This is a genomic window from Rhodanobacter sp. FW104-R8 (assembly GCF_001617365.1).
Taxonomy (GTDB): domain Bacteria; phylum Pseudomonadota; class Gammaproteobacteria; order Xanthomonadales; family Rhodanobacteraceae; genus Rhodanobacter.
In genome coordinates, this window is sequence record NZ_LVJR01000022.1 from 78,939 (window position 1) to 100,393 (window position 21,455).

General features: G+C 69.3%; 15 protein-coding genes. 7 read left to right on the forward strand and 8 right to left on the reverse strand.

Features of this window, described 5'->3' with window-relative positions; all coding sequences use genetic code 11:
• Positions 1-13 precede the first annotated feature (13 nt).
• The 5 genes from RHOFW104R8_RS06430 to RHOFW104R8_RS06450 form a co-directional block, all read right to left on the reverse strand.
• Positions 14-1,357 carry a peptidylprolyl isomerase gene (locus RHOFW104R8_RS06430; protein ID WP_068090241.1) on the reverse strand — a complete coding sequence of 448 codons (1,344 nt, stop codon included), beginning with the start codon at positions 1,355-1,357 and terminating at the stop codon, positions 14-16.
• 34 nt (positions 1,358-1,391) lie between these two features.
• Positions 1,392-3,773 carry an LPS-assembly protein LptD gene (locus tag RHOFW104R8_RS06435; protein ID WP_068090243.1) on the reverse strand — a complete coding sequence of 794 codons (2,382 nt, stop codon included), beginning with the start codon at positions 3,771-3,773 and terminating at the stop codon, positions 1,392-1,394.
• 258 nt (positions 3,774-4,031) lie between these two features.
• Positions 4,032-4,952: a histone deacetylase family protein gene (locus RHOFW104R8_RS06440; RefSeq protein WP_068090245.1), complete on the reverse strand. Its 921-nt coding sequence runs from the start codon at positions 4,950-4,952 to the stop codon at positions 4,032-4,034.
• An 8-nt stretch (positions 4,953-4,960) separates the two neighbouring features.
• Complete coding sequence (locus tag RHOFW104R8_RS06445; RefSeq protein WP_068090247.1) at positions 4,961-5,533, reverse strand: cob(I)yrinic acid a,c-diamide adenosyltransferase; 573 nt, start codon at positions 5,531-5,533, stop codon at positions 4,961-4,963.
• 7 nt (positions 5,534-5,540) lie between these two features.
• Positions 5,541-6,152, reverse strand: coding sequence for a hypothetical protein (locus RHOFW104R8_RS06450; protein ID WP_068090250.1), 612 nt, complete (start codon positions 6,150-6,152; stop codon positions 5,541-5,543).
• Between the two features lie 89 nt (positions 6,153-6,241).
• On the opposite strand from RHOFW104R8_RS06450, the gene ubiH reads away from it, so the two are divergent.
• From ubiH to RHOFW104R8_RS06465, 3 genes are read left to right on the forward strand one after another with little or no spacing between them, the layout of a single operon-like run.
• Positions 6,242-7,471, forward strand: a complete 1,230-nt coding sequence (gene ubiH / locus RHOFW104R8_RS06455; protein WP_068090252.1) for a 2-octaprenyl-6-methoxyphenyl hydroxylase — start codon at positions 6,242-6,244, stop codon at positions 7,469-7,471.
• Positions 7,468-8,778 (forward strand): FAD-dependent oxidoreductase, encoded by a 1,311-nt coding sequence (locus tag RHOFW104R8_RS06460; RefSeq protein ID WP_068090254.1) that lies wholly within the window; start codon positions 7,468-7,470, stop codon positions 8,776-8,778. Before ubiH ends, RHOFW104R8_RS06460 begins: the two co-directional genes overlap by 4 nt.
• Before the next feature lie 58 nt (positions 8,779-8,836).
• The gene (locus RHOFW104R8_RS06465) at positions 8,837-9,631 is read left to right on the forward strand and encodes a dienelactone hydrolase family protein (protein WP_068090256.1); all 795 of its coding nucleotides are present in this window, start codon (positions 8,837-8,839) and stop codon (positions 9,629-9,631) included.
• Between the two features lie 736 nt (positions 9,632-10,367).
• On the opposite strand, the gene RHOFW104R8_RS06470 is transcribed toward RHOFW104R8_RS06465, so the two are convergent.
• Positions 10,368-11,828, reverse strand: coding sequence for a GTPase (locus tag RHOFW104R8_RS06470; RefSeq protein ID WP_068090258.1), 1,461 nt, complete (start codon positions 11,826-11,828; stop codon positions 10,368-10,370).
• Positions 11,829-12,012: 184 nt separating this feature from the next.
• Here RHOFW104R8_RS06470 and RHOFW104R8_RS06475 point away from each other — a divergent pair, with 184 nt between their 5' ends.
• Complete coding sequence (locus RHOFW104R8_RS06475; protein WP_068090260.1) at positions 12,013-15,540, forward strand: hybrid sensor histidine kinase/response regulator; 3,528 nt, start codon at positions 12,013-12,015, stop codon at positions 15,538-15,540.
• A 1-nt stretch (position 15,541) separates the two neighbouring features.
• Here the strand turns inward: RHOFW104R8_RS06475 and RHOFW104R8_RS06480 are convergent, their stop codons facing one another.
• Positions 15,542-15,961 (reverse strand): DNA polymerase III subunit chi, encoded by a 420-nt coding sequence (locus RHOFW104R8_RS06480; protein ID WP_068090262.1) that lies wholly within the window; start codon positions 15,959-15,961, stop codon positions 15,542-15,544.
• A 94-nt stretch (positions 15,962-16,055) separates the two neighbouring features.
• The gene (locus RHOFW104R8_RS06485) at positions 16,056-17,546 is read right to left on the reverse strand and encodes a leucyl aminopeptidase (RefSeq protein WP_068090264.1); all 1,491 of its coding nucleotides are present in this window, start codon (positions 17,544-17,546) and stop codon (positions 16,056-16,058) included.
• 100 nt (positions 17,547-17,646) lie between these two features.
• Here RHOFW104R8_RS06485 and lptF point away from each other — a divergent pair, with 100 nt between their 5' ends.
• From lptF to ltaE, 3 genes are all read left to right on the forward strand, one after another.
• Complete coding sequence (lptF, locus tag RHOFW104R8_RS06490) at positions 17,647-18,762, forward strand: LPS export ABC transporter permease LptF (protein WP_068090266.1); 1,116 nt, start codon at positions 17,647-17,649, stop codon at positions 18,760-18,762.
• Entirely contained in the window at positions 18,759-19,859 is a 1,101-nt protein-coding gene (lptG, locus tag RHOFW104R8_RS06495) for an LPS export ABC transporter permease LptG (RefSeq protein WP_068090267.1), read from the forward strand. Before lptF ends, lptG begins: the two co-directional genes overlap by 4 nt.
• 73 nt (positions 19,860-19,932) lie before the next feature.
• Entirely contained in the window at positions 19,933-20,952 is a 1,020-nt protein-coding gene (ltaE, locus tag RHOFW104R8_RS06500; RefSeq protein WP_082823548.1) for a low-specificity L-threonine aldolase, read from the forward strand.
• The last annotated feature ends 503 nt before the right edge of the window (positions 20,953-21,455 follow it).

Consider the following 21,455-nt stretch of genomic DNA (forward strand, 5'->3'; position numbering starts at 1 on the left):
GTCGTCCAACCGCTTACGGTGCGCCGGCGGCGCCAGCCCGGGTGTCCGCGGCGCGCAGCTCGGGTACCAGGATGTTGACGTAGGCGCCGGAGCGCAGGTCGCGCAGGAAGTCGTCGTAGACCTGGTCGGACTTGCGGGTGCCGATCGCCTGGCGTGCCTGGTCGCGTGCGATCTGCGCGGTCTGGTCGCTCTGGCGTTCGCCGAGCCGCTGCACGATGTGCCAGCCGGCGGAGCTCTGGAACGGCTTCGACACCTCGTTGTCCTTCAGCTGGGCCAGCTGGGTGGCGATCGCCTCGCCCCACGACTGCGGCGGGAACCAGCCCATGTCGCCGCCGAGGTTGGCGGTGGTGTCGTCCTTGGAGTTTTCCTTCGCCAAGGCGGCGAAATCCTCGTGCTTGTCGACGATGCGGTGGTACAGATCCTGCGCCTTCTGTTCGGCCTGCGCCGGCGACACCAGCTCGCTTGGCTTGATCAGGATCTGTCGCGCGTGCAGTTCGGTGACCATCTTGCGGCTGTTCTGGCGCTGGTCGATCAGCTTGAGGATGTGGAAGCCGGTGGGGCCGCGCAGTGCCGGGCTGACGTCACCGGGCTTCATCGTGGCGATGGTGTCGGCGAAGGCCGGCGGGATCTCGTCCATCCGGCGCCAGCCGAGGTCGCCGCCTTCCAGCGCGTCCTGCGCGTCGGAGTAGCGGATCGCGGCGGCGTTGAAATCCATGCCGCCCTTGATCGCGGCCAGCGTCTGCTCGGCCTTGGCCTGGCTGGCCTGGATCGCGGCGGCATCGGCGCCGCCCGGAATGCTGATCTGGATGTGCGCCAGGTGCACCTCGCCGGACTTGTAGGTCGGGCTGTGCAACAGGTTGTCGATCTCGCTGTCGGTGACCGAGACCGAATCCTGCACCACGCTCTGGTGCAGCCGCTGCACGGTGATCTGGTCGCTGATCTGGTCGCGGAATGCGGCGTAGCTGGCGCCGCTGCGCTCCACTTCCGCGCGCAACTGCTCGGGGGTGAGCCGGTTCTGCTGCGCCACGCCCTGGACGGCCTGGTCGATGTCGGCGCTGGAGACGTGGATGCCCTGGTCCCGCGCCTTCTGCACCTGCAGCCGCATCAGCACCAGCCGGTTGAGCACCTGCTGCTGCAGCACGTTCACCGGGGGCAGCTGTTCGGCGTGGCCGGCGTACTGCTGCCGCACCGAGGCCACCGCGTCGTTCAGCTCGCTCTGCAGGATCACGTCGTCGTTGACCACGGCCACGATGCGATCCAGCGACTGGCCGGCCGGCGCGGCGGGCGTCAGCAACTGGGCATGGGCGGGGAGCACGATCGCGAGCGCGAGCAGCAGGGATGCAATGGGTTGCTTCATCGGTGGACAGCCTGGATCGCCGGGGCGAATGCGTTTATTGATAGCCGAGAATATCACGGCGCAGTAGCGGATCGATCTGGCCGCCGGTGGAGCCCAGCCCCTTGAAAACCACTTCGAACATCACGGCATTGTCGCGATGGTTGAGGTTGTTGCCGGTGGGCGCCGGGCCGAAGCCGTAGTAGTACTGGTTGACGTAGCTGCGGCCGACCAGCCGCAGCGACACGCAGCAGCTGTCGTATTCCACGCCCGCCAGCGCGTCGACGCTCTCGTGATCCTTCACCGAGTAAGTCCATGCGCCCACCAGCCGCCAGCGTTCGGATACCGGGTAGACCAGCGAAGCGCTGTATTGTTCCAGCAGGCCGCGGCGGTAGCGGTAGGAGAAGTTGAAGATGCCGTCGGTGCGCACGCGCCGCTGCAGTTCGACCGCTGCCATGTCGGTGAGGCGGGTGTTCGGGTTCCACTGGTAGGCGGTGTTCAGGCGCCAGCGGTCGTTGAGCTGCACGTCGAGCTGGGCCACGTAAGCCGAGTGGACCCAGTCGGTACCCAGCACCTTCTGCGGGCTGAAGTAGTGGATCTGGCCGATGCTGGCCGACACCCGCTCGACGCCGCCGTCGTCGAGCAGGCGGGTGCTGAGCGCCGCCGTGAGGTTGTTGGCGTCCATCTGGCGGTCGGCGCCGGAGAACTGGTTGGTCGAGAACAGCTGCCAGTAGTCGAACGACATCACGTTGGTGTCGAACAGCGGCAGGTTGTTCTGGTTGCGGTAGGGCACGTACAGGTAGTACAGCCGCGGCTCCAGTGTCTGCGTGTAGCTGCTGCCGAACAGGGTGGTGCTGCGGTCGAACACCAGTCCGCTGTCGAGGCTGACGATCGGCAGCGCGCGGCTGGGCGACTTCTGGTCGAACGGCGAGGTTGCGCCGCCGCCGAGCCGCCCGCCGAAGCCGTAGTCGCGATAGTCGCCGTCCAGCTGGTAGGCGGTATAGCGATAGGCCAGCCGCGGCCGCACGAACCAGGCCGAGGTGCCGAAGCTGGCGGCGAGGTAGGGATAGAGGTCCTCGCGCTGGCCACCGATGAAGCCGTTCTTGCGGAACGCTGCCGCCGAGCTGTCCATGCCGACTTCCAGCCAGCGCGACAACGGCACGTCCATGCTGAATCGCGCGTAGGGCAGCTGCTTGTAGGGCAGCACGCTGTCGGTCACGAACGGGTTCAGGTTCTGGTAGATCGTGCCGCCGAAGGAGGCACTCCACCACTTGCCGCCGCCCATGATTGCGGCGCCGGAATCCAGCATGTAGACCGCCGTGTGCGACAGGTTGTTGCCGAAGTCGTACAGGTAGCTGCTGTCCGAAGCATGGTTGTACGAGCCGACGAACTGCCATCCGCTCCACAGTTGCGTGCGGTCGGAGAACCGGACCAGGTAGCGGGAGTCGCCCTGGGTGTTGGCGAGGCCGTCGTTCTTGCCGTGGTCCCTGGGCACGTATTCCACGTTGAGCTGGCCGTTGGTGCCGGGCAGCAGGTAGCGGAACTCGCCGGCCAGCATCGCGCCGCGGTCGCTGTAGTAGCGTGGGTCCAAGGTGGCGTCGTAGTTCGGCGCCAGGTTCAGGTAGTACGGGGTGCTGATCTCGTAGCCCGAGCGGCTGCTGTGGCCGATGGTCGGGTACAGGAAACCGCTCTTGCGCCGGTCATCGACCGGGAAGCTGAAATACGGCAGGTACAGGAACGGCACGTTGCCGAGCCGCATGGTGGCGTTGCGCGCCACGCCGACGCCGGTGTCCTTGTTGATGGTGATGGACTTGGCGCGGAATTCCCACAGGTGGTGGCCCACGTCGCAGGTGGAATACGTGGCCATCGTGTAGCGGGTGTGCAGCGCGTCCAGCATGTGGCCCTGCTTGGCCGAGCCGTTGCCGCGCGCCTCGAGCAACTGGTAGCGCACGTCGTCGGCGATGCCGCGGCTGGCGTCCGTGTTGCCGCGCAGGTGCGAGGCCGCCAGCAGCTGGCTGGCTTCCTGGTAGCGCACGTTGCCGCGGGCGTCGTAGTCGGTGCTGGTGTCGTTGTAGTCGACGCGGTCGGCCTGCAGCAGCTGGTCGGCGCGCTGCAGCCGTACCTCGCCGGACAGGTGGTAGACCGACTGGTCCGAGCTGTCCACGTGCTGCGCCTGCACCTGGGTCGGGCTGGTCTCGCGCAGGCTGCTGTCCGTGCTCAGGGCGGGATCGTAGAACTCGAGCAGCGCATTGGGCCGGCACATCGCGTAATTGAGCGGGCGTCGTGCGCAATGGAACGAGCCCAGCGGGCAAGCCTGGTCGGCGGCCTGGTCCGTGCCGTTGGCGGCCGGGGTCCGGGCGGGGTGGGCGTCGGCCTGGCCGCCGATCAGGGCAAGCGCGGCGGCGACCGCGAGCAGGCGGCGTGGGGGTAGCTTGGGCATCGCGGGAAATCTGCCGGCTTCGAAGGCTCGTTAAGCTAGCAGAAAGACCCCGTCGGCGGCAGGTAAACCTTGGTCCGGGCAGGGGCGGGATTCAGCCTGGAGGGTGGGCCGCGGGCGGGTTCGGTGCCGGTTGGCGTGCGGGTCGAGGGCGTGGGAGATCACGTTCCGGCGCCGTTCTTCACGCGGGCGACACGAGGCAGTGAACCCGCGCCGCATCCATCTTCGCCGGGGGTGCGGCAGGCGCGCCTGGCGGGAATTTCAGTCCATGAGGGCGGCGACGTGCGCACTGGCGCAAGCGGCCAGGGCGGCGAGGTTGTAGCCGCCTTCCAGGCTGGAAACCAGCCGACCGCCGGCATGCGCGTGGGCCAGCGCCACCAGCCGCTCGGTGATCCAGGCGTAGTCGTCCGGCCCCAGCCGGAGGTCGGCCAGCGGGTCGTCGCGGTGCGCGTCGAAGCCGGCCGAGACCAGCACCAGCTGCGGCTTGAACGCATGCAGCCGGGGCAGCAGCACGCCATCCCACAGTTCGCGGAATTCGTACGAACCGGCGCCGGGCGACAGCGTGCCGTTGGCGATGTTGCCCACGCCGCGTTCGTCCTCGCTGCCGCTGTCCGGGTACAGCGGCGACTGGTGGCTGGAGGCGAACAGCACGCGCGGCTCGCGCTCGAAGATCTCCTGCGTGCCGTTGCCGTGGTGCACGTCGAAATCGGCGATGGCGACCCGCTTCAGGCCGTGTGCGGCCAGCGCGTGGGCGGCGCCCACCGCGACGTTGTTGAGCAGGCAGAAACCCATCGCCCGCTCGCGCGTGGCGTGGTGGCCAGGCGGACGCACCGCGCAGAACGCGCGCCGCACCTCACCGCCAAGCACCGCGTCGACGGCGGCCACCACGGCGCCGGCCGCACGCAGGGCCGCCTCGGTCGAGCCGGGGCCCATCACGGTATCCGGGTCCAGGGCGAGCATGTCGTCCGGCGGCGCACCGAGCAGGATTTCCCCGACGTGGGCCGCGCCGTGCACGCGCCACAGCTGTTCGCGGGTCGCCTGGGGTGCCTCGATGCGGTCGAGCGCGGCGTAACGGTCGTGATCCAGCGCCTGCAGCACGGCGCGCAGCCGCGCCGGTCGTTCGACGTGTCCCGGGCCGGGATCGTGCTGCAGGCAGGCGGGGTGGGTATACAGCCGCAGCATGCAGCGGCTTACCCGGCAGGCTTGGGTTTGCGGCGGCGCTCGTGCTGCCACAGCACCTCGCCGTGGCCGCTAGCGCGAGCCAGCACCCGCGAGATCACGAACAGCAGGTCGGACAGCCGGTTCAGGTAGCGTTGCGGCTGGCGGCGGATCTCCTCCGCGCGCGACAGCGCGATCACCTCGCGCTCGGCGCGGCGGCACACGGTGCGTGCCAAATGGCCGCAGGCCGCGGCCATGCCGCCGCCGGGCAGGATGAATTCCTTCAGCGGCGGCAGCGGTTCGTTGAGCGTGTCGAGGATGCGTTCCAGCCGCTCGATGTCGCTGTCCTCGACCATCGCCATGCCGGGAATGCACAGCTCGCCGCCCAGGTCGAACAGGTCGTGCTGCACCTGGGTCAGCGCCTCGCGCACCTCGTCGCCGACGCCGTCCGAGGCGAGCAGCATGCCGATCGTGCTGTTGAGCTCGTCCACCGTGCCGTAGGCGTTGACACGCAGCGAGTCCTTGCCCACCCGCGAGCCGTCGCCGAGGCCGGTGCTGCCGTCGTCGCCGGTGCGCGTGTAGATTTTCGAGAGCCGGTTGCCCATGGCCGGGTCAGCGCGACTGGCCGGCCCGGTGATCGGCGTGCAGCATGCGTGCGGCCTGGGTCGCCAGCACGTGCAGCACGGCGCCGATGCCGACATACAGCGCGGTGGTCTGCAGGAACGGCAGGTACCAGTCGGCCAGGTTGGCGGACCAGGCGGCGAAGCTGCGCGGCAGCGGCACGCTGTTGCTGAGCCAGTAGAAGCTGCCGTTCGACAGCAGGTAGCAGGCCGCCCAGCTGACCAGCAGCGCCACCGCAGCAAGGCCCAGCGTCTGCAGGCGCAGGCCGGCCTGGTGCCGTGCCAGCCAGCTCCCGCCCAGCCACAGGCTGAAGTACGACGGAACCAGGAACCAGTAGGCGGCCGACACGCAGTAGTGGCTCCAGAAGTCGAGGCCCTGGCCGCTGATCACCAGGTAGTCGATCGCGACCGCCTCGGCCATCAGCAACGGGAAGGCCCAGCGGCCGGTACCGCGCAGCCAGAAGCCGGCCAGGAAGAAGATGCCCCACGAAGCGTCCGGCAGCGCATCGAAATGATGCAGCAGCGAGTGATGCATGCGGGTGGCCGCCATCACCACCATGAGAGCGAGGAGGATGCCGAGGCGTTGGGCCGGTGTCTTGACCATGGGAGTTCCAGATGGGCGTCAGGTGAGACGTGTAGTCTAGCCCAACGCACTCCTGCGGCGCAGACGGCGGCAGCGGGTATCATCGGCGCATGAATGTCCCCGAAGCTCCCGCGCCGAACGGGTCCGGCGTGCTGATCGTCGGCGGCGGCCTGGTCGGCGCCAGCCTGGCGATCGCGCTGGACGTCGCCGGCGTCGCCGCCACCCTGGTCGAAACCGCCGCGCCGCGCGCCGACGCGCAGCCCAGTTACGACGAGCGCAACCTGGCGCTGGCCCGGGCCACCGTCAACGGACTTGCGGCGATCGGCGTGTGGCGGCACGCGGCCGCCCGCGCCACGCCGATCCGGTACATCCACGTCAGCCGCGCCGGCGAGTTCGGCAGCGCGCGCATCGACGCGGACAAACAGGGCGTCGACGCGCTGGGCTGGACCCTGCCGGCACGCGAGCTCGGCGCGGCGCTATCGCGCCGGCTGGACGAATGCACCCGGCTGACCCGGCTGGCGCCGGCCACCCTGTCCGCACTGCAGCCGCTGGCCGGCGGCTGGCGCGCGCAGGTCGAAACCGCCGGCGGTGCGCACAGCCTCGATACGCCGCTGCTGGTCGGTGCCGACGGCACGCAGTCGTTCGTGCGGGCGCAACTGGGCATCGACGCCGAAAGGCACGATTACCGGCAGACCTTGTTCGTTTGCACGGTCACGCCGGAGCGCGACCACGCGAACCGCGCGTGGGAGCGCTTCGGCGACGAAGGCCCGGTCGCGCTGCTGCCGCTGGCTGAGCGCCGTTGCGGCCTGGTGCTCACGGTGGCCACCGACGAGGCCGAGAAGGTGGCCGCGCTGGACGACGCCGGCTTCATCGAGCTGGCGCAGCGCCGTTTCGGCTGGCGGCTGGGCCGACTCGGCCGGCCGGGCCGGCGCCATCCGTACGCGATCCAGCGGGTCGCCGCCACGCGGCTGACCGCGCCGCGCGCGGTGCTGGTGGGCAATGCCGCGCAGACCGTGCACCCGATCGGCGCGCAGGGGTTCAACCTCGGCCTGCGCGACGCGCTGACCCTGGCCGAGCTGGTCGCCGCGGCGCCCGATCCGGGTGCGGCCGACCTGCTGGCGCGTTACGCCGCGCGGCGTGCGCCGGATCGTGAAGGCACCATGGCGATGAGCCACGGCCTGGTGCAACTGGCCTGCCTGCCGCAGCCGCTGCTGGCGCCACTGCGCTCGCTGGCCCTGCTCGCCTGCGACCGGCTGCCGCCGCTGCAGCGCGCGCTGGCGCGGCGCGGCATGGGTTTTCGCGGCCAGCCGCCGCTGGCGGTACTGGAGCGCCTGCCGTGAACGCGCCGGCACAAGACATCTCTTCCCGCCGCCGCGCACCCGCGCTGGACGTGGCCGTGGTCGGCGGCGGCATGGTCGGCGCCGCCGCCGCGCTGGCGCTGGCGCGGGCCGGCTTCAGCACCGCCCTGCTGGAGGCACGCGCGCCGGCGGCATGGGATGCGAACGCCGAGCCGGACCTGCGCGTGGTCGGGTTGGCGCCGTCATCGGTCGCGTTGCTCGACGAACTGGGCGTCTGGACGTCCATCCGCGCTGCCCGTGCCGGCCCGTACACGCACATGCACGTGTGGGACGCCGAGAGCGGCGCGGCGATCGACTTCGATGCCGCCAGGGAGGGGCGCGACCGGCTCGGCTACATCGTCGAGAACAGCCTGGTGCAGTGGGTATTGTGGCAGGCGCTGGAAGCCGCCGGCGGCAGCTCCAGCGCATCCGGCAATTGCTCCTTGCATTGCTCTGACTCCGGCATCCCTGCTGTCGCCTGCGCCCGCAGCACTGGCACATCCCTGTGCGGCGTGCGCCGCTTGTGCCCGGCCGAGGTGAAGGGTTTCGAGGCGCGCGAGGATCGCATCCAACTGGAGCTGGCGAACGGCGAAACGCTGGCTGCCGCGTTGCTGGTGGCCGCCGATGGCGCCGCTTCGCCGTTGCGCCAACTGGCCGGCATCGGTACGCGCGGCCGCGACTACGCGCAGACCGCGGTGGTGGCGCACGTCGCCACCGAACGCCCGCACGAGAACACCGCGTGGCAGCGTTTCCTGCCGGGCGGCCCGCTGGCGCTGCTGCCGCTGGCCGACGGGCGCAGTTCGATCGTGTGGTCGCTGCCCGACGCCGAGGCGCGGCGCGTGCTGGCGCTGGACGAGCAGGCCTTCATGGACGAGTTGGGCGTGGCCAGCGATTTCCGGCTGGGCCGGATCGTCGCCACCACGCCGCGTGCGGCGTTTCCGCTGAAGCTGCAGCTGGCCGAGAGCTACCAGGCCGATCGTTTCGTGCTGCTGGGTGACGCCGCGCACGCGGTGCATCCGCTGGCGGGGCAGGGCGTCAACCTGGGCCTGCGCGACGTGGCCGAGTTGCGCGACACTTTGATCGACGCACGCGCGGCCGGCCGCGACATCGGCGCCACGCACGTGCTGCGCCGCTACGCGCGCCGCCGGCGCAGCGCCGACACGCTGGACGCGCTGGGCTTCGACGCGCTGGCGCGCATCTACGCATGGCAGTCGCCGGCGCTGGTTGCCGCGCGCGGCGTCGGCGTCCGTCTGCTCGATCGGCTAGGGCCGCTGAAACGGCGGCTTTCGGAGCACGCCGCAGGGTTTTGAAGTTTTGCCCCTCCCCCTGCATGCACGGGAGGGAAGCAACTCCACTGGAGGATCGATCATGCGTATCGCCCGACTCTGCTGTCTGCTGTTGCTCGCCGGTTCGAGCCTTGCCGCCCAGGCGAAGATGGTGCATCGCCCGGTCGAATGGACACAGGACGGCACCCGCTTCCACAGCGTGCTGGTCTACGACGATGCCTCGAGCGCGAAGCGCCCGGGCCTGGTGATGGTGCCGAACTGGTATGGCATCAACGACGTGGCCGTAAAGAAGGCCGAGATGATCGCCGGCAAGGATTACGTGATCCTGCTCACCGACATGTACGGTGCCGGCGTGCGCCCGCAGCCGGGCAACGCGGCGCAGGCACAGGCGGCGGTGAAACCGCTGTACGGCGATCGCGCGCTGATGCGCAAGCGGATCAACACGGCGCTGGACCAGCTCAAGGCGCAGGCCGCGAGTGCCCCGCTCGACGCGTCGAAGCTGGCCGCGATCGGCTTCTGCTTCGGCGGCTCGGCGGTGCTCGACCTGGCGCGCAGCGGCGCCGACATTGCGGCGGTGGTGTCGTTCCACGGTGGCCTCGATACCGACAACCCGGCACTGGCGAAGCACATCAAGGCGCGCGCGCTGGTGATGAACGGCGCCGACGACAAGGGCACCATGCCGGACGCGGACAAGTTCATGGACGAGATGCGCATGAGCCCCGCCGACTGGCAGTTCGTGGTGATCGGCCACGCGGTGCACTGCTTCACCGAGGTCGGCGAAAACTCTCCCGGCTGCCGCTACGACGAGCGCGCCGCCGCGCGCAGCTACCGCCTGATGCATGACTGGCTGCGCGCCGCTTTTGCCGGGATACCGTAGTTTCAGGATGCTTGTTGGAGATTCCTGCGGTCACCGCACGGTGCTGTTTGGTGTGGCTAGCGAGAAGTCAGAAGCGAAAAGCTTTCGTGCGCCTACGGCGCCCGAGTTACTCTTCTCTTGCGTGGCCAAGAGAAAAGTAACCAAAAGAGAAGGCCACCCCGCTTGGCGCTTGCCGGGCTCCTGCCCGGCAAGTCCGTGAGGGCCGGTCGGGTTTTTCGACCGGACTCCTGTCCGGGCGAAAAAGGATCGGCATCCCTGCCGATCCCCCTGCGGGCCTGTCGTCCGTCCCTCACCGCCGCACAGGGGCCCCCGGTAGAGCAGCGGGCCATCGTGGCCCGCACTCTTCAGAAGAGCCAGGTCAACAGCCAAGTCAACCGCAAAGCCGTAGCAAAACATCGACAGAGCGAAGGTCTGCTGTTGCTGTTGCTTCTCGGCTTTACACCGAGTGCGGGCCACGATGGCCCGCTGCTCTACCCGGGCCCCCTCTGGAGCGGCGGGCGGGTGGAGGAAAAGCCCGCAGGGTGGCCGGCAGGGATGCCGGCCAGTTTGGCGTCAGGGCAGGATGCCCTGTCGACAAACCCCGTAGCCCGGCCGCGAACCTTGCGGGCAGGATGCCCGCAAGGCGCGTAAGCGGGGTGGCCTTTCTCTTTGGTTATCTTTCTCTTTGGCCACGCAAAGAGAAAGTAACTCGTCCACCGTAGGTGGACGAAAGCTCTGCTCTTAGAACCAGTTCAAGTTAGTCCGCGCGCTCGCGCACCGCTTCCATCGTCAGCGCGGCCAGCTGGCGCAGCCGCGTGCCGCCGGCATCGGCGAGCAGTTCCTTGAGGCGTTCGCCGGCGTCGTCCTGGTCGAGGCTGTGGCGTTCGGCCAGCGAGGCGGCGAGGGCGCGGCCCATCGAGTCGAAGATCAGCGCGTAGGCGAATGCGTGCAGCACGCCGCCGCCCAGCGTGCCGAGGCCGGGGAAGGCTTTCATCGCGTTGCCGGCGACGGCCAGCACGATCGAGCTGCCGGTGCGCAGGGTGAGCCGGGCCTGCTGCACGAAATCCTCGATCTGCACCTCGCTGACCTTCACGCCGTACAGCTCGGCCAGCGCGCGGGTGAGGCCGGTGGCGAGCACGCCCTGGATCACCAGGTCGCTGCCTGGCGCTACCGCGGCCAGTGCGCCGACGATGGCGCGGCGGGCGTATTTGCGCACGATGCGTTCGGCTTCCGTTGCGCGGGTTTGCGCCTCCAGCGTGCCGGTGCGCTGGTGCAGGCCGGCCAGCACGGCGTTCTCGCGCAAATCCTCCAGGCCTTCGGCGCCGGACGCGGTGAGCCGTTCGAGTGACCGCAGCAGCGGCTCGATCGCGGGCTTGCGCTGGCGCTCGACCGACTCGGTGCTGCCGTCGGCGAGCTGGCGTCGGTAGCGCTCGCTGCCGCCGGCGCTGATCGCCAGCACCGCGCTGGCGACGCCGCGCGCGTGCCGGCGCAGGCGCGCCAGCAACTGGTCGCGTTCGGCCTCGCTCCACTGGTCGGCCTTGTTCAGCACCAGCAGCAGCGGCTTGCCGAAGTCGGCCAGCCAGCGCAGTTCCTCGGCCTGGCTGCGGTTGAGGTCGCCGGCGCACAGGTAGACCACGGCATGCGCGCGCAGCGCTTCCTCGCGCGCCAGCGTTTCGTGCGCCTCGCCGCCGGCCTCGCGGCTGCCCGGCACGTCGGCCAGCACCAGTGTGCGGCCGTCCGGCAGCCGGCCGTCGTAGTGGCCGACGGTGCGGGTGGTGCCGCCGCGCACGTCGCTGGCGACCTGCGCCTGCGGCGCCAGTGCACGGACCAGGCTGGACTTGCCGGTGGAGATTTCGCCGAACAGCGCCACGTAGACGCGCGCGCTGGCGCGGCGGCGGTCGAGCTCGCCGAGTTCGGCCGCCAGCGCGCCGGTGTCGGCGCCGTGTTCGCGCAGCTGGCCGATGCGCTGTTCCAGGCTGCCGCGATCGGGTACCGGCAGCGGGCGCCGCTTGCGGCGCGGACGCAGCAGCCACCACAGCACGCTCAAGCCGGCCGCGGCGAAGACCAGCAGTACGCCGCCCAGCGTCCACTGCAGCCACGTCGGCAGATCCAGAAAGCGCTGCGCCAGCGCCAGCGCGCGTTCGGCGGCGGCGAACAGCAGCCACAGCAGCGCGGCCATGGCCAGCGCGGTGAACAGCAGTCGCAGGCGTCGGGACATCCGCGCATTCTAGCCAGCTTCGCGCGGCTGCCTTTGCAAGAGTCCCGGCTCGCGCCCGGGTCGGGGTTTTGGCACTATCGTGCGTGGGTGGCATGGCTGCGGCCGAAGCCGGTGCGGGATGCAGCACCGGTTCGCGGGGGACTGGATGGGGAACGGATCGAGGTTGTCCGCTTGGCTGCTGGGCATGGTCCTGGGCGTGTTCGTGTCCGCACCGGGCCATGCCTTCGCCGCGCCGGCGGCGTCCGGCGCCCGGGCCGCCGGCCCGTTGCCGACGCCGCAGTTCCGGCGTTATCAGACCGCGGACGGACTGCCCGGCAGTACGGTCTATTCCGTGGTGCAGGACAAGCAAGGCCTCATGTGGTTCGGTGTCGGCGTCGACCTGGTGCGCTATGACGGCGTCGATTTCCAGACTTTCAGCCATCACTCGGACGACCCGGCGTCGTTGCCCGAGGGTTCGGTGTACAGCCTGTTCGCGGATCGCGACAACCAGCTGTGGGTGGGAGGGTTCGGTTCGGGGCTCAATCGTCACGAACGGGAGAGCGGTGGCTTCCGGCATTGGCGTCATGATCCGGTGGATCCACGAAGCCTGGCCAGCGACAACGTATGGTCGATAACGCAAACGCCGGACGGCGGTCTATGGGTGGCTACGGATGCCGGGCTCGATCGCCTGCTTCCCGATGGTCGGCATTTCGAGCATGTGCGCAATCCTTTGGGTAAGAATCCGGATGAAGGATTCGGCGCCGTGCGTGCCTTGCTGGCCGAACCGGACGGAAAACTGTGGATCGGCTCCAGCCTTGGCGTGTTTGTGCGCGAGGTGGACGGCAGCATGCGTCAGGTACCGATCGATCCACGCCTGCAGGCGCTGAAGGTGTGGCGGATCCAGGGCGGTGGCGACGATGTGCGGATCGCAGTACGCGGCGGCCTGTTACGGGTGGGTGCGGATGGCAAGGCGTGGATGTATGCGCCCGGGCAGATTCCGTCCATCGACGTGTACAGCAGCACCGTGGACCAGGCCGGGCATCTGTGGATCACCACGCGCAATGGACTGTATCTGGACGATGGCAGCTCGCAGATCCACGCCATCTCCGGTCAGCCGCTGCTGCTTGGCAGCCTTCCCGCGCAGCAGGTGTGGCAATCGCTGTGCGACAGCGAGGGCGGCCTGTGGTTCGTCATGGGGGACGGCGGCATCGCCTACCTCGCACCCGGCTGGAACCAGTTCACCCGGTTCACTCATGTTCCTGACGACTCCCACAGCTTGCGCGGCAACGCGGCGACGGCGGTGCTGGCGAGTTTCGATGGTCGGTTGTGGGTGGGTGGACATGGTCTTGTCGACAAGCTCGATCCTATTACCGGTGACGTCCAGCATGCGATCTCCGGCTTGCAGGGGAACGTGCTGGACATGGCGGAGGATGCGCGCCGGCGCTTGTGGATTGTCAGCGAGGGGGGCGTCTACCGGTATGCCGACGGCAAGTTGGTTGAAGTGGATTTGGCCGCATCCCGGGTCGCGCATCCACGTCGACTGACGATGGGTCCGGATCGCCAGATATATCTGGTGTCGATCCGCGACGGGCTTTTCCGTATCGACCCCGATACGCTCGCGGTCGATACCAAACCTGTTGCATCCGCTGATGACACCGGTTTTGTGGGCAATCGATTGACGCCCTACAACAGCCTAGGCTGGTACGCCGATCAAGGGCGGTTGTTCCGGTGGAATGCCGTGCGCAACGAACTCGAGCCGATCGCGGGCTTGTCGGACGAGGGCTACATCTATGCACTCGAATTCACGATGGACGGGTTCTGGGCAGCGCGCAACAAGATGTTCGAGCATTACCGGCTGGATGCCGGCAAAGTGGTGCGCGACCAGTTGGTTCCGATTCCGTCGAGCTGGCCTTCGATGGTGCTGATCGCCATGCATGTCGATCGTCAGGGGCGATTCTGGATGTTCTGCAAGAATGGTTTGTGGAGGTTCGATCCGCACAGTGGCGAGTTGAAATCGTTCGGCCTGCGCAATGGCTTGGTCAATGGCGAAGTCCGTGGCGACTCACCGGCCGTCACACCGGATGGCACGATCTATGTTGCGAGTCTGGGCGGTGTCTTCGGCTTTCAGCCGGATCGCGCGCCGGCAACAGCCCGCCCGGCAGGGGTGGTGATTACCGGTGCAAGCGTGCGCCATGCGGGTGCCGTCCGCGAGTTGCCGGTTCGGGCAGGATCGGTCCAACTGGCGTGGAGTGACCGTGGGCTGCGCGTCGAAGTGCGCTTGAGTTCGTTCGTCGACCCCGCCTCCAACCGCTATCGTTTCCGCCTGCACGGCTTCGATACCGCGTGGGTGAATACCGGCAACCATGGCGAGCGCGATTTCACCGGGCTGGGTGCGGGCAACTACACGCTGGAGGTGATGGCGGCGGGAGCGGACGGTATGTGGGTGAAGCTGGCCCGGCCGCTGTCGATCCACGTGGACTCGCCGCCGTGGCTGCGCTGGTGGGCATGGGCGATCTACGTGCTGCTGCTGGCCGTGCTGGTGGGGCTGGTGCTGCGCAGCTGGCGGCGCCGGCTGGCGCAGCGACACCACATGCAGCTGGTCGAGCAGCAGCGGCAGCTGGCGGAGGCGGCGAGCGCGGCGAAGACCCAGTTCCTGGCCACGCTGAGCCACGAGATCCGCACGCCGATGACCGGGGTGATGGGGATGGCGGAGCTGCTGCTGAGCACGCCGCTGGACCCGCAGCAGCACGACTACACCAAGGCGATGCAGCGCTCCGGGGGGATGTTGCTGAAGCTGCTCAACGACGCGCTGGACCTGGCGCGGATCGAGGCGGGCAAGCTGGAGCTGGAGCCGGCGCCGTTCGAGCCGCGCCAGCTGCTGGAGGACGTGGTGCAGCTGGAGCAGGGGCTGGCGCACGCCAAGGGCATCCGCTTCGTGCTGGAGATGGCCGAGGACCTGCCGGCGCAACTGCTCGGCGACGCGTTGCGGATCAAGCAGATCCTGCTGAACCTGGCCAGCAACGCGCTGAAGTTCACCGAGCACGGCAAGGTGACGCTGCGGGCGCAGCGCACGGACGAGGGCCTGCTGCTCAGCGTGAGCGACACCGGGCCGGGCATCCCGGAGGCGAGCCAGGCACGGCTGTTCCAGCGCTTCGAGCAGGCCGAGGGGCCGCAGCGGCGGGTGGGCAGCGGGCTGGGCCTGGCGATCTGCCGCGAGCTGGTGGAGATGATGGGCGGCAGCATCGAGCTGGAGTCGCGCCTGGCGCACGGCAGCACGTTCCGGGTGCGGCTGCCGCTGGCGGTGCCGGCGTCGACGGCGCCGGTGGCGTGGGCGCCGGGTCGGCCGTGCCAGCTGCTGCTGGTGGAGGACGACACCATCGTGGCGACGGTGATCCGCGGGCTGCTGGAGCGCGAGGGGCATACGGTGGTGCACGTGGTGAACGGGCTGGCGGCGCTGGCCGAGCTGGCGCATGCGGGGTTCGATGCGGTGCTGCTGGACCTGGACCTGCCCGGGGTGGACGGGTTCCAGGTGGCGCGGCTGATCCGCCAGCGCGAGCACGCGGGGCAGCACCTGCCGATCGTGGCGGTGACGGCGCGCTCGGGCAGCGAGGACGAGGCGAAGGCGCGGGCGGCGGGGATGGACGGCTTCCTGCGCAAGCCGGTCAGCGGCGAACGGCTGGCCGATGCGCTGGCGCGCGTGCTGGGCGGCGCGGACGCGCCGCTGCCGGCATGAGCTACATGTCGAACTTGTGCAGCTCGAAACCGAGCCGCTGGTATTCGCGCCAGCGCGTGCGCGAGCCGTCGCGCTCGGCCGGGTCGGCGGCCACCACCTCCAGCACGCGCTGGTAGCGGCCGGCGGCGCAGGTTTCGCGCAGGTTGATCACCAGCGGTCGGTCGGCCGTGTCGATGCCCGGCGGCACGATCAGCACGGCGGTGTCGTCGTCATCGTCGTCGCCGGCCAGCTGGTGCGGGATCATCGCGTCATCGTCGAACGCCCACAGCAGTTCGTCGAGGGCCTCGGCCTGGGCGAAGTCGCGGGTCAGCACCAGGGTCGGCTGCCGCGACTCGAATGCCTTCTTCGCCAGCTCGCACGCCAGCAGCAGCGGCTGTTCGCGGAAGCGCGGCTTGTCGATCAGGTAGAAGTCGGCGCGCATAAGGCAGGAGTGAGTGGAGAGGAGAGAGGAGCGAGAGAAGAGCAGTGGGCATGATGCCTCAAACTCTCATCCTTCACTCCTCACTTCTCGTCACTCACTTCTCGCTCCGGTCCATGAGCCACTGCGCCAGCAACGCCACCGGGCGGCCGGTGGCCAGGCCCTTGCGGCCTTCCTCCCAGGCGGTGCCGGCGATGTCCAGGTGGGCCCAGCGCTGGCCGTCGGTGAAGCGCGACAGGAAGCAGCCGGCGGTGATCGCGCCGGCGCTCTTGCCGCCGATGTTGGCGACGTCGGCGAAGCCGGAGTCGAGCTGGGCCTGGTAATCGTCCCACAGCGGCAGGCGCCAGGCGCGGTCGAGGGTTTCCTCGCCGGCGGCGAGCAGTTCGGCGGCGAGGTCGTCGTGCTTGCTCATCAGGCCGCTGGCGTGCTTGCCCAGCGCAATCACGCAGGCGCCGGTCAGGGTGGCGGCGTCGATCAGCGCCTGCGGCTGGTAGGTCTGCGCGGTCCAGGTCAGCGCGTCGCACAGGATCAGCCGGCCTTCGGCGTCGGTGTTGAGCACTTCGATGGTGAGCCCGGACAGGCTGGTCAGCACGTCGCTGGGGCGGTAGCTGTCGCCGTCGGGCATGTTCTCCACGGCCGGCACCACGCAGACCAGGTTGAGCTTCAAGCCCATCTTCACCGCGGCCACGAACGCGCCGAGCACGCCGGCGGCGCCGCCCATGTCGAACTTCATCTCCTCCATGCCGGCGCCGGGCTTCAGGCTGATGCCGCCGGAATCGAAGGTGACGCCCTTGCCGACGAACGCGTACGGCTTGTCGCCCTCATTGCCGCCCTTGTACTCGAGCGCGATCAGGCGCGGCTTGTTGACCGAGCCGCGGGCCACCGCCAGCAGCGAGCCGAAGCCGAGCTTCTCCATCCCTGCTTCGTCGAGCACGGTGCAGCTGACCTTGTCCTGCGCATCGGCGAAGGCCTGGGCCTGCGCCGCGATGTAGGCCGGGTTGCAGATGTTCGGCGGCAGGTTGGCCAGCTCGCGGGCGAAGCGCACGCCCTCGGCGATGGCTACCGCCTGGTCGAGGCCGCCCTGCGCATCGGCGCCTGCGGCGAAGGTGAGCGCGGCCAGTTCCGGCTGCTTGTTCTTGTCGCGCGGCTTGAAGGTGGCGGTGTAGCGGTAGGCGGCATGGTCGCAGGCCAGCGCGGCGGTGCGCACGCGCCAGGCGCCGTCGCGGCCGGGCACGTCCACCTCGGTGAGGCAGGACACCGCGTTCGCCACCGGCAGCCGGGCCAGTGCACGGGTGGCCTCGATGTTCACCTTCTGGAAGCGCGCCGCGTCGAACGATTTCTGCGCGCCCAGGCCGACCACCAGCACGCGCTGTGCGGCGATGCCGGCCGGCGCGAACAGCACGGTGGTGGAGCCCGCCTTGCCGCTGATGTCGCCGCTCTCCACCTGGCGCTTGATCGCTCCGCCGGCAGCGCTGTCCAGCTGGGCCGCGGCACTGGTCAGCACGCCTTGCTCGTAGACGCCGACCAGCACGCAGGCGCTGTCGACGGTGGCGGGGGCGGCGGTGCCGAGGCTGAACTGAAGGGTCATCGGGACGTTCCTGCGTGGGCCCGGCTTGCGGCCGGACAGGCTAGACTGGCGGCTTGCCGGCGATCGCCGCCGGGGCCGGATAAGCAGACAAGTTTATCGCATGCTGAGCATCCTCGATCGCTATTTCCTGCGCGAGCTGGCGCAGACCGTGGCCGCCACCGTGGTCGTGCTGCTGGTGATCGTCGCCGGCAGCGCGTTCGCCAAGGTGCTGCAGCAGGTCGCCAACGGCAGCTTCCCGGCCAGCGTGATGTTCCAGGTGCTGGGGCTGCGCACGCTCGACGGGCTGACCAACATGATGCCGCTGGCCAGTTTCGTCGGCGTGCTGATGGGGCTGGGCCGGATGTACCGCGAGAGCGAGATGCACGTGCTGTCGTCTTCCGGCATGGGACCGGGCGGGCTGCTGCGCCCGGTGCTGATCCTCGGCGCGGTGCTGGTGGCGATCACCGCGCTGGTTTCGCTGTGGCTGGGGCCGTGGGCGGTGCGTACCAGCGATGCGCTGGTGATCGAGGCCAACCGCTCGGTGATCGCCGCCGGCCTGGATGCGGGGCGCTTCACCGAGCTGCCGGGCAAGGGCGGCATCATCTTCGTCGAGAGCCTCAGCCGCGACGGCAGCAAGCTGGGGCGTACCTTCGTGGCCACCCAGAGCAGCAGCAAGGACGGCACGCTGCACGCGAAGGTGGTCAGCGCCGCCAGCGGCGAGCTGTACCAGGAAAGCAACGGCGACGGCCGCTTCATCGCGTTCAAGGACGGCTGGCAATACGACATCCCGCTCGGCGCGAACAACTGGCGGCAGATGCGCTACCAGCGCAACGACACCTCGCTGTCCAGCGTGAAGGGCGACGAGGACGACGATCCGTCGCACTCGAAGGGCAGCTGGACCCTGTTCAAGTCGACCGACCCGGGCGACCGCGCCGAGTTCGCCTGGCGCGCCAACGCGCCGCCGCTGACCCTGGTGCTGCTGCTGCTGGCATTGCCGCTGTCGCGGCAGAGCCCGCGCGAGCCGAAGTACGGCCGGCTGCTGCTGGCGGTGGTCGCGTTCTACCTCTACTACACGTTGCTGGCGCTGGGTCGCGCGCAGATCGGCAAGGGCCACTGGCATGGCGAGGCCCCGCTGTGGATCCTGCATGCGCTGGTGCTGGCGCTGGCCGGCTGGATGCTGTGGCGGCAGTACGCTCCGCGCCAGTCCAGGCAGCTGCGGGCGGGCATGCCGGCATGACGGTGTTCAACCTCAAGCGGGTCGACCGGCTGGTGGCGATGAGCGTGCTCGGCTCGCTGTTGATGGTCTGGCTGGTGCTGACCGGCTTCGACGCGGTCACCCAGCTGCTGCGCCAGCTCGGCAACGTCGGCAGGCACGGCTACACGCTGAACAACGCGGTGGTCTACGTGCTGGTGACGTTCCCCCGCCGTGCCTACGAGATGTTCGGCAACGCGGCGCTGATCGGCGGCCTGCTCGGCCTGGGCGGGCTGGCCGGCACCGGCGAGCTCACCGCGCTGCGTGCGGCCGGCATGTCGCGGCTGCGCATCGCCGGCTCCGCGGTGGGCGTGGTCGCGGTGCTGATCGTCGCCGTGGTGGTGATGGGCGAGACGCTGGCGCCGTGGGGCGACCAGCAGGCGCAGACGATGCAGCTGCGCGCGAAGACCGGCAGCCTCGGCATGGGCACCAGCAGCGGGCTGTGGGCGCGCGACGGCGACGACATCATCAACGCCCGCGGCACCTCGCTGAAGCAGCGCGACGGCGTGGGCACGGTGCAGCTGAGCGACGTGCGCATCTTCACCTTCACCGCCGACGGCCAGGTCAGCCGCTTCCGCTGGGCCAGGATCGGCGAACACGACGGCCGGCAATGGGTGCTGCGTGACGTGCGCACCACCACGCTCGATGCGCAGGGCACGCATGCCAGCACCGACGCCAGCCTGCCGTGGCAATCCAGCCTCAACCCGCAGGTGCTGGCGCAGTCGGTGATCCAGCCGCAATACCTCTCGATGCGCGACCTGCGCCGCAACATGGACTACCTGGAAGGCAACGGCCAGAGCCCCGGCAGCTACGCGGTGGCGTTCTGGCGGCGTGCGCTGTATCCGCTCAACGTGCTGGTGCTGGTGCTGTGCGCGATGCCGTTCGCGTTCGGCGCGTTGCGTTCGGGTGGCCTGGGCAAGCGCATGTTCATCGGCATCCTGCTGGCGCTCGGCTGGTATTTCCTGCAGCAGGCGATGGTGAATTTCGGCACCGTGTACGGCATGCCGCCGCTGCTGGCGAACCTGCTGCCGGCCATGGTCCTGGCTCTCGCCGCGTGGCTGTACTTCCGCCGCCTCGGCTGAGGCGCCGGGGACTTGTCCGGGACGCGCGATGCGGCCAAGCTGGCCGCCTTTGCCGGGAATCGAGGAGTGCATCGTGGAATGGGTTGATCTGCGCAGCGACACGGTGACCCGTCCCACCGCCGCGATGCGCGCGGCGATGCTGGCGGCCGAGGTCGGCGACGACGTCTACGGCGAGGATCCCACGGTCAACGCGCTGCAGCAGCGGCTGGCCGAAGAGCTCGGTTTCGACGCCGGCCTGTTCGTGCCCAGCGGCACCCAGTCCAACCTGCTGGCGCTGCTGGCGCATTGCGAGCGCGGCGACGAATACCTGGTCGGCATGGACGCGCACACCTACAAGTTCGAGGGTGGCGGCGCCGCGGTGCTGGGCTCGATCCAGCCGCAGCCGATCGTGCAGGCGGCCGACGGCACGCTGCCGCTCGAGCGCATCGAGGCGGCGATCAAGCCGGTCGATCCGCATTTCGCGCGTACCCGCGTGCTGGCGCTGGAGAACACCTGGCACGGCCGCACGCTGCCGCTGGATTACCTCAAGGCTGCCCACGACGTGGCGCGATCGCGCGGACTCGGCCTGCACCTGGATGGCGCGCGGTTGTACAACGCCGCGGTGGCCTGCGGCGTGCCGGCGCGCGCGATCGCGCGGCATTTCGATACCGTGTCGGTGTGCCTGTCCAAGGGGCTGGGCGCACCTGTCGGCTCGGTGCTGGTGGGTTCGCACGCGCTGGTCGACAAGGCGCGCCGCTGGCGCAAGGTCGCCGGCGGCGGCTGGCGCCAGGCCGGCATACTCGCCGCGGCCGGCCAGTATGCGCTGGACCATCACGTGGCGCGGCTGGCCGACGACCATCGCCGTGCGGCCTACCTGGCCGGCTGCCTGCGCGAGATCGCCGGCATCGACCTGCTCGGCCAGTACACCAACATGGTGTTCGTCGACGTGCCCGCCGAACGCTTGCGCGAACTGGACGCCCATCTGCGCGAAGCCTGCATCCGCATCAGCATCGGCTACCTGCCCACGCTGCGGCTGGTGACGCATCTCGATGTGGATGATGATGGCATCGAGCGTGTCGTGAAGGCGTTCGCCACGTTTTTTGGTGGGCGCTGACGTATTTGACGAGAGTGGGCTCGGCAGTTCCCTGCGCTTGCTGTTTTCAGGGCAAAGGGCTTTCGTTGCTTGCGGCGGCCACATCGCGGGCTCGTTGTAGGAGCCCGCTCGCGGGCGATGCTGTTGCTTGTCCCTGCATTCAGAGCGAAGAGCTTTCGTCTGCCTACGGCAGCCGAGTCACTTTCTCTTTGCGTGGCCAAAGAGAAAGTAACCCAAGAGAAAGGCCACCCCGATGGCGCGCCCTGCGGGCCTCGGGCAACCGCTCCTTGCGTTGCCTCAACTCGGGCATCCATGCCCTCGCCTGCCCTCCGGGTGCGCAGGTGGGCTACGGGGATTCGCCGACAGGGCTCCTGCCCTGACGTCGAACTGGCTCGCATCCCTGCGAGCCACCCCTGCGGGGCCTTTCCTCCGCCCACCTGCCGCGCCATAGGGGCCCCGGGAAGAGCAGCGCGCTCCCGGCGCGCACTCTTCAAAAGAGCCAGATCAAGAGCGGGAGCGAAGCC

Bases quoted from the DNA above. Each gene is read 5' to 3' on its own strand.
- RHOFW104R8_RS06470 (WP_068090258.1), bottom strand. From the start codon at position 11,828: ATGTCCCGACGCCTGCGACTGCTGTTCACCGCGCTGGCCATGGCCGCG.
- lptF (WP_068090266.1), top strand. From the start codon at position 17,647: ATGCTGAGCATCCTCGATCGCTATTTCCTGCGCGAGCTGGCGCAGACC.
- RHOFW104R8_RS06485 (WP_068090264.1), bottom strand. From the start codon at position 17,546: ATGACCCTTCAGTTCAGCCTCGGCACCGCCGCCCCCGCCACCGTCGAC.
- RHOFW104R8_RS06465 (WP_068090256.1), top strand. From the start codon at position 8,837: ATGCGTATCGCCCGACTCTGCTGTCTGCTGTTGCTCGCCGGTTCGAGC.
- RHOFW104R8_RS06430 (WP_068090241.1), bottom strand. From the start codon at position 1,357: ATGAAGCAACCCATTGCATCCCTGCTGCTCGCGCTCGCGATCGTGCTC.
- RHOFW104R8_RS06435 (WP_068090243.1), bottom strand. From the start codon at position 3,773: ATGCCCAAGCTACCCCCACGCCGCCTGCTCGCGGTCGCCGCCGCGCTT.
- RHOFW104R8_RS06445 (WP_068090247.1), bottom strand. From the start codon at position 5,533: ATGGGCAACCGGCTCTCGAAAATCTACACGCGCACCGGCGACGACGGC.
- RHOFW104R8_RS06475 (WP_068090260.1), top strand. From the start codon at position 12,013: ATGGTCCTGGGCGTGTTCGTGTCCGCACCGGGCCATGCCTTCGCCGCG.
- RHOFW104R8_RS06450 (WP_068090250.1), bottom strand. From the start codon at position 6,152: ATGGTCAAGACACCGGCCCAACGCCTCGGCATCCTCCTCGCTCTCATG.
- RHOFW104R8_RS06440 (WP_068090245.1), bottom strand. From the start codon at position 4,952: ATGCTGCGGCTGTATACCCACCCCGCCTGCCTGCAGCACGATCCCGGC.
- RHOFW104R8_RS06480 (WP_068090262.1), bottom strand. From the start codon at position 15,961: ATGCGCGCCGACTTCTACCTGATCGACAAGCCGCGCTTCCGCGAACAG.
- lptG (WP_068090267.1), top strand. From the start codon at position 18,759: ATGACGGTGTTCAACCTCAAGCGGGTCGACCGGCTGGTGGCGATGAGC.
- ubiH (WP_068090252.1), top strand. From the start codon at position 6,242: ATGAATGTCCCCGAAGCTCCCGCGCCGAACGGGTCCGGCGTGCTGATC.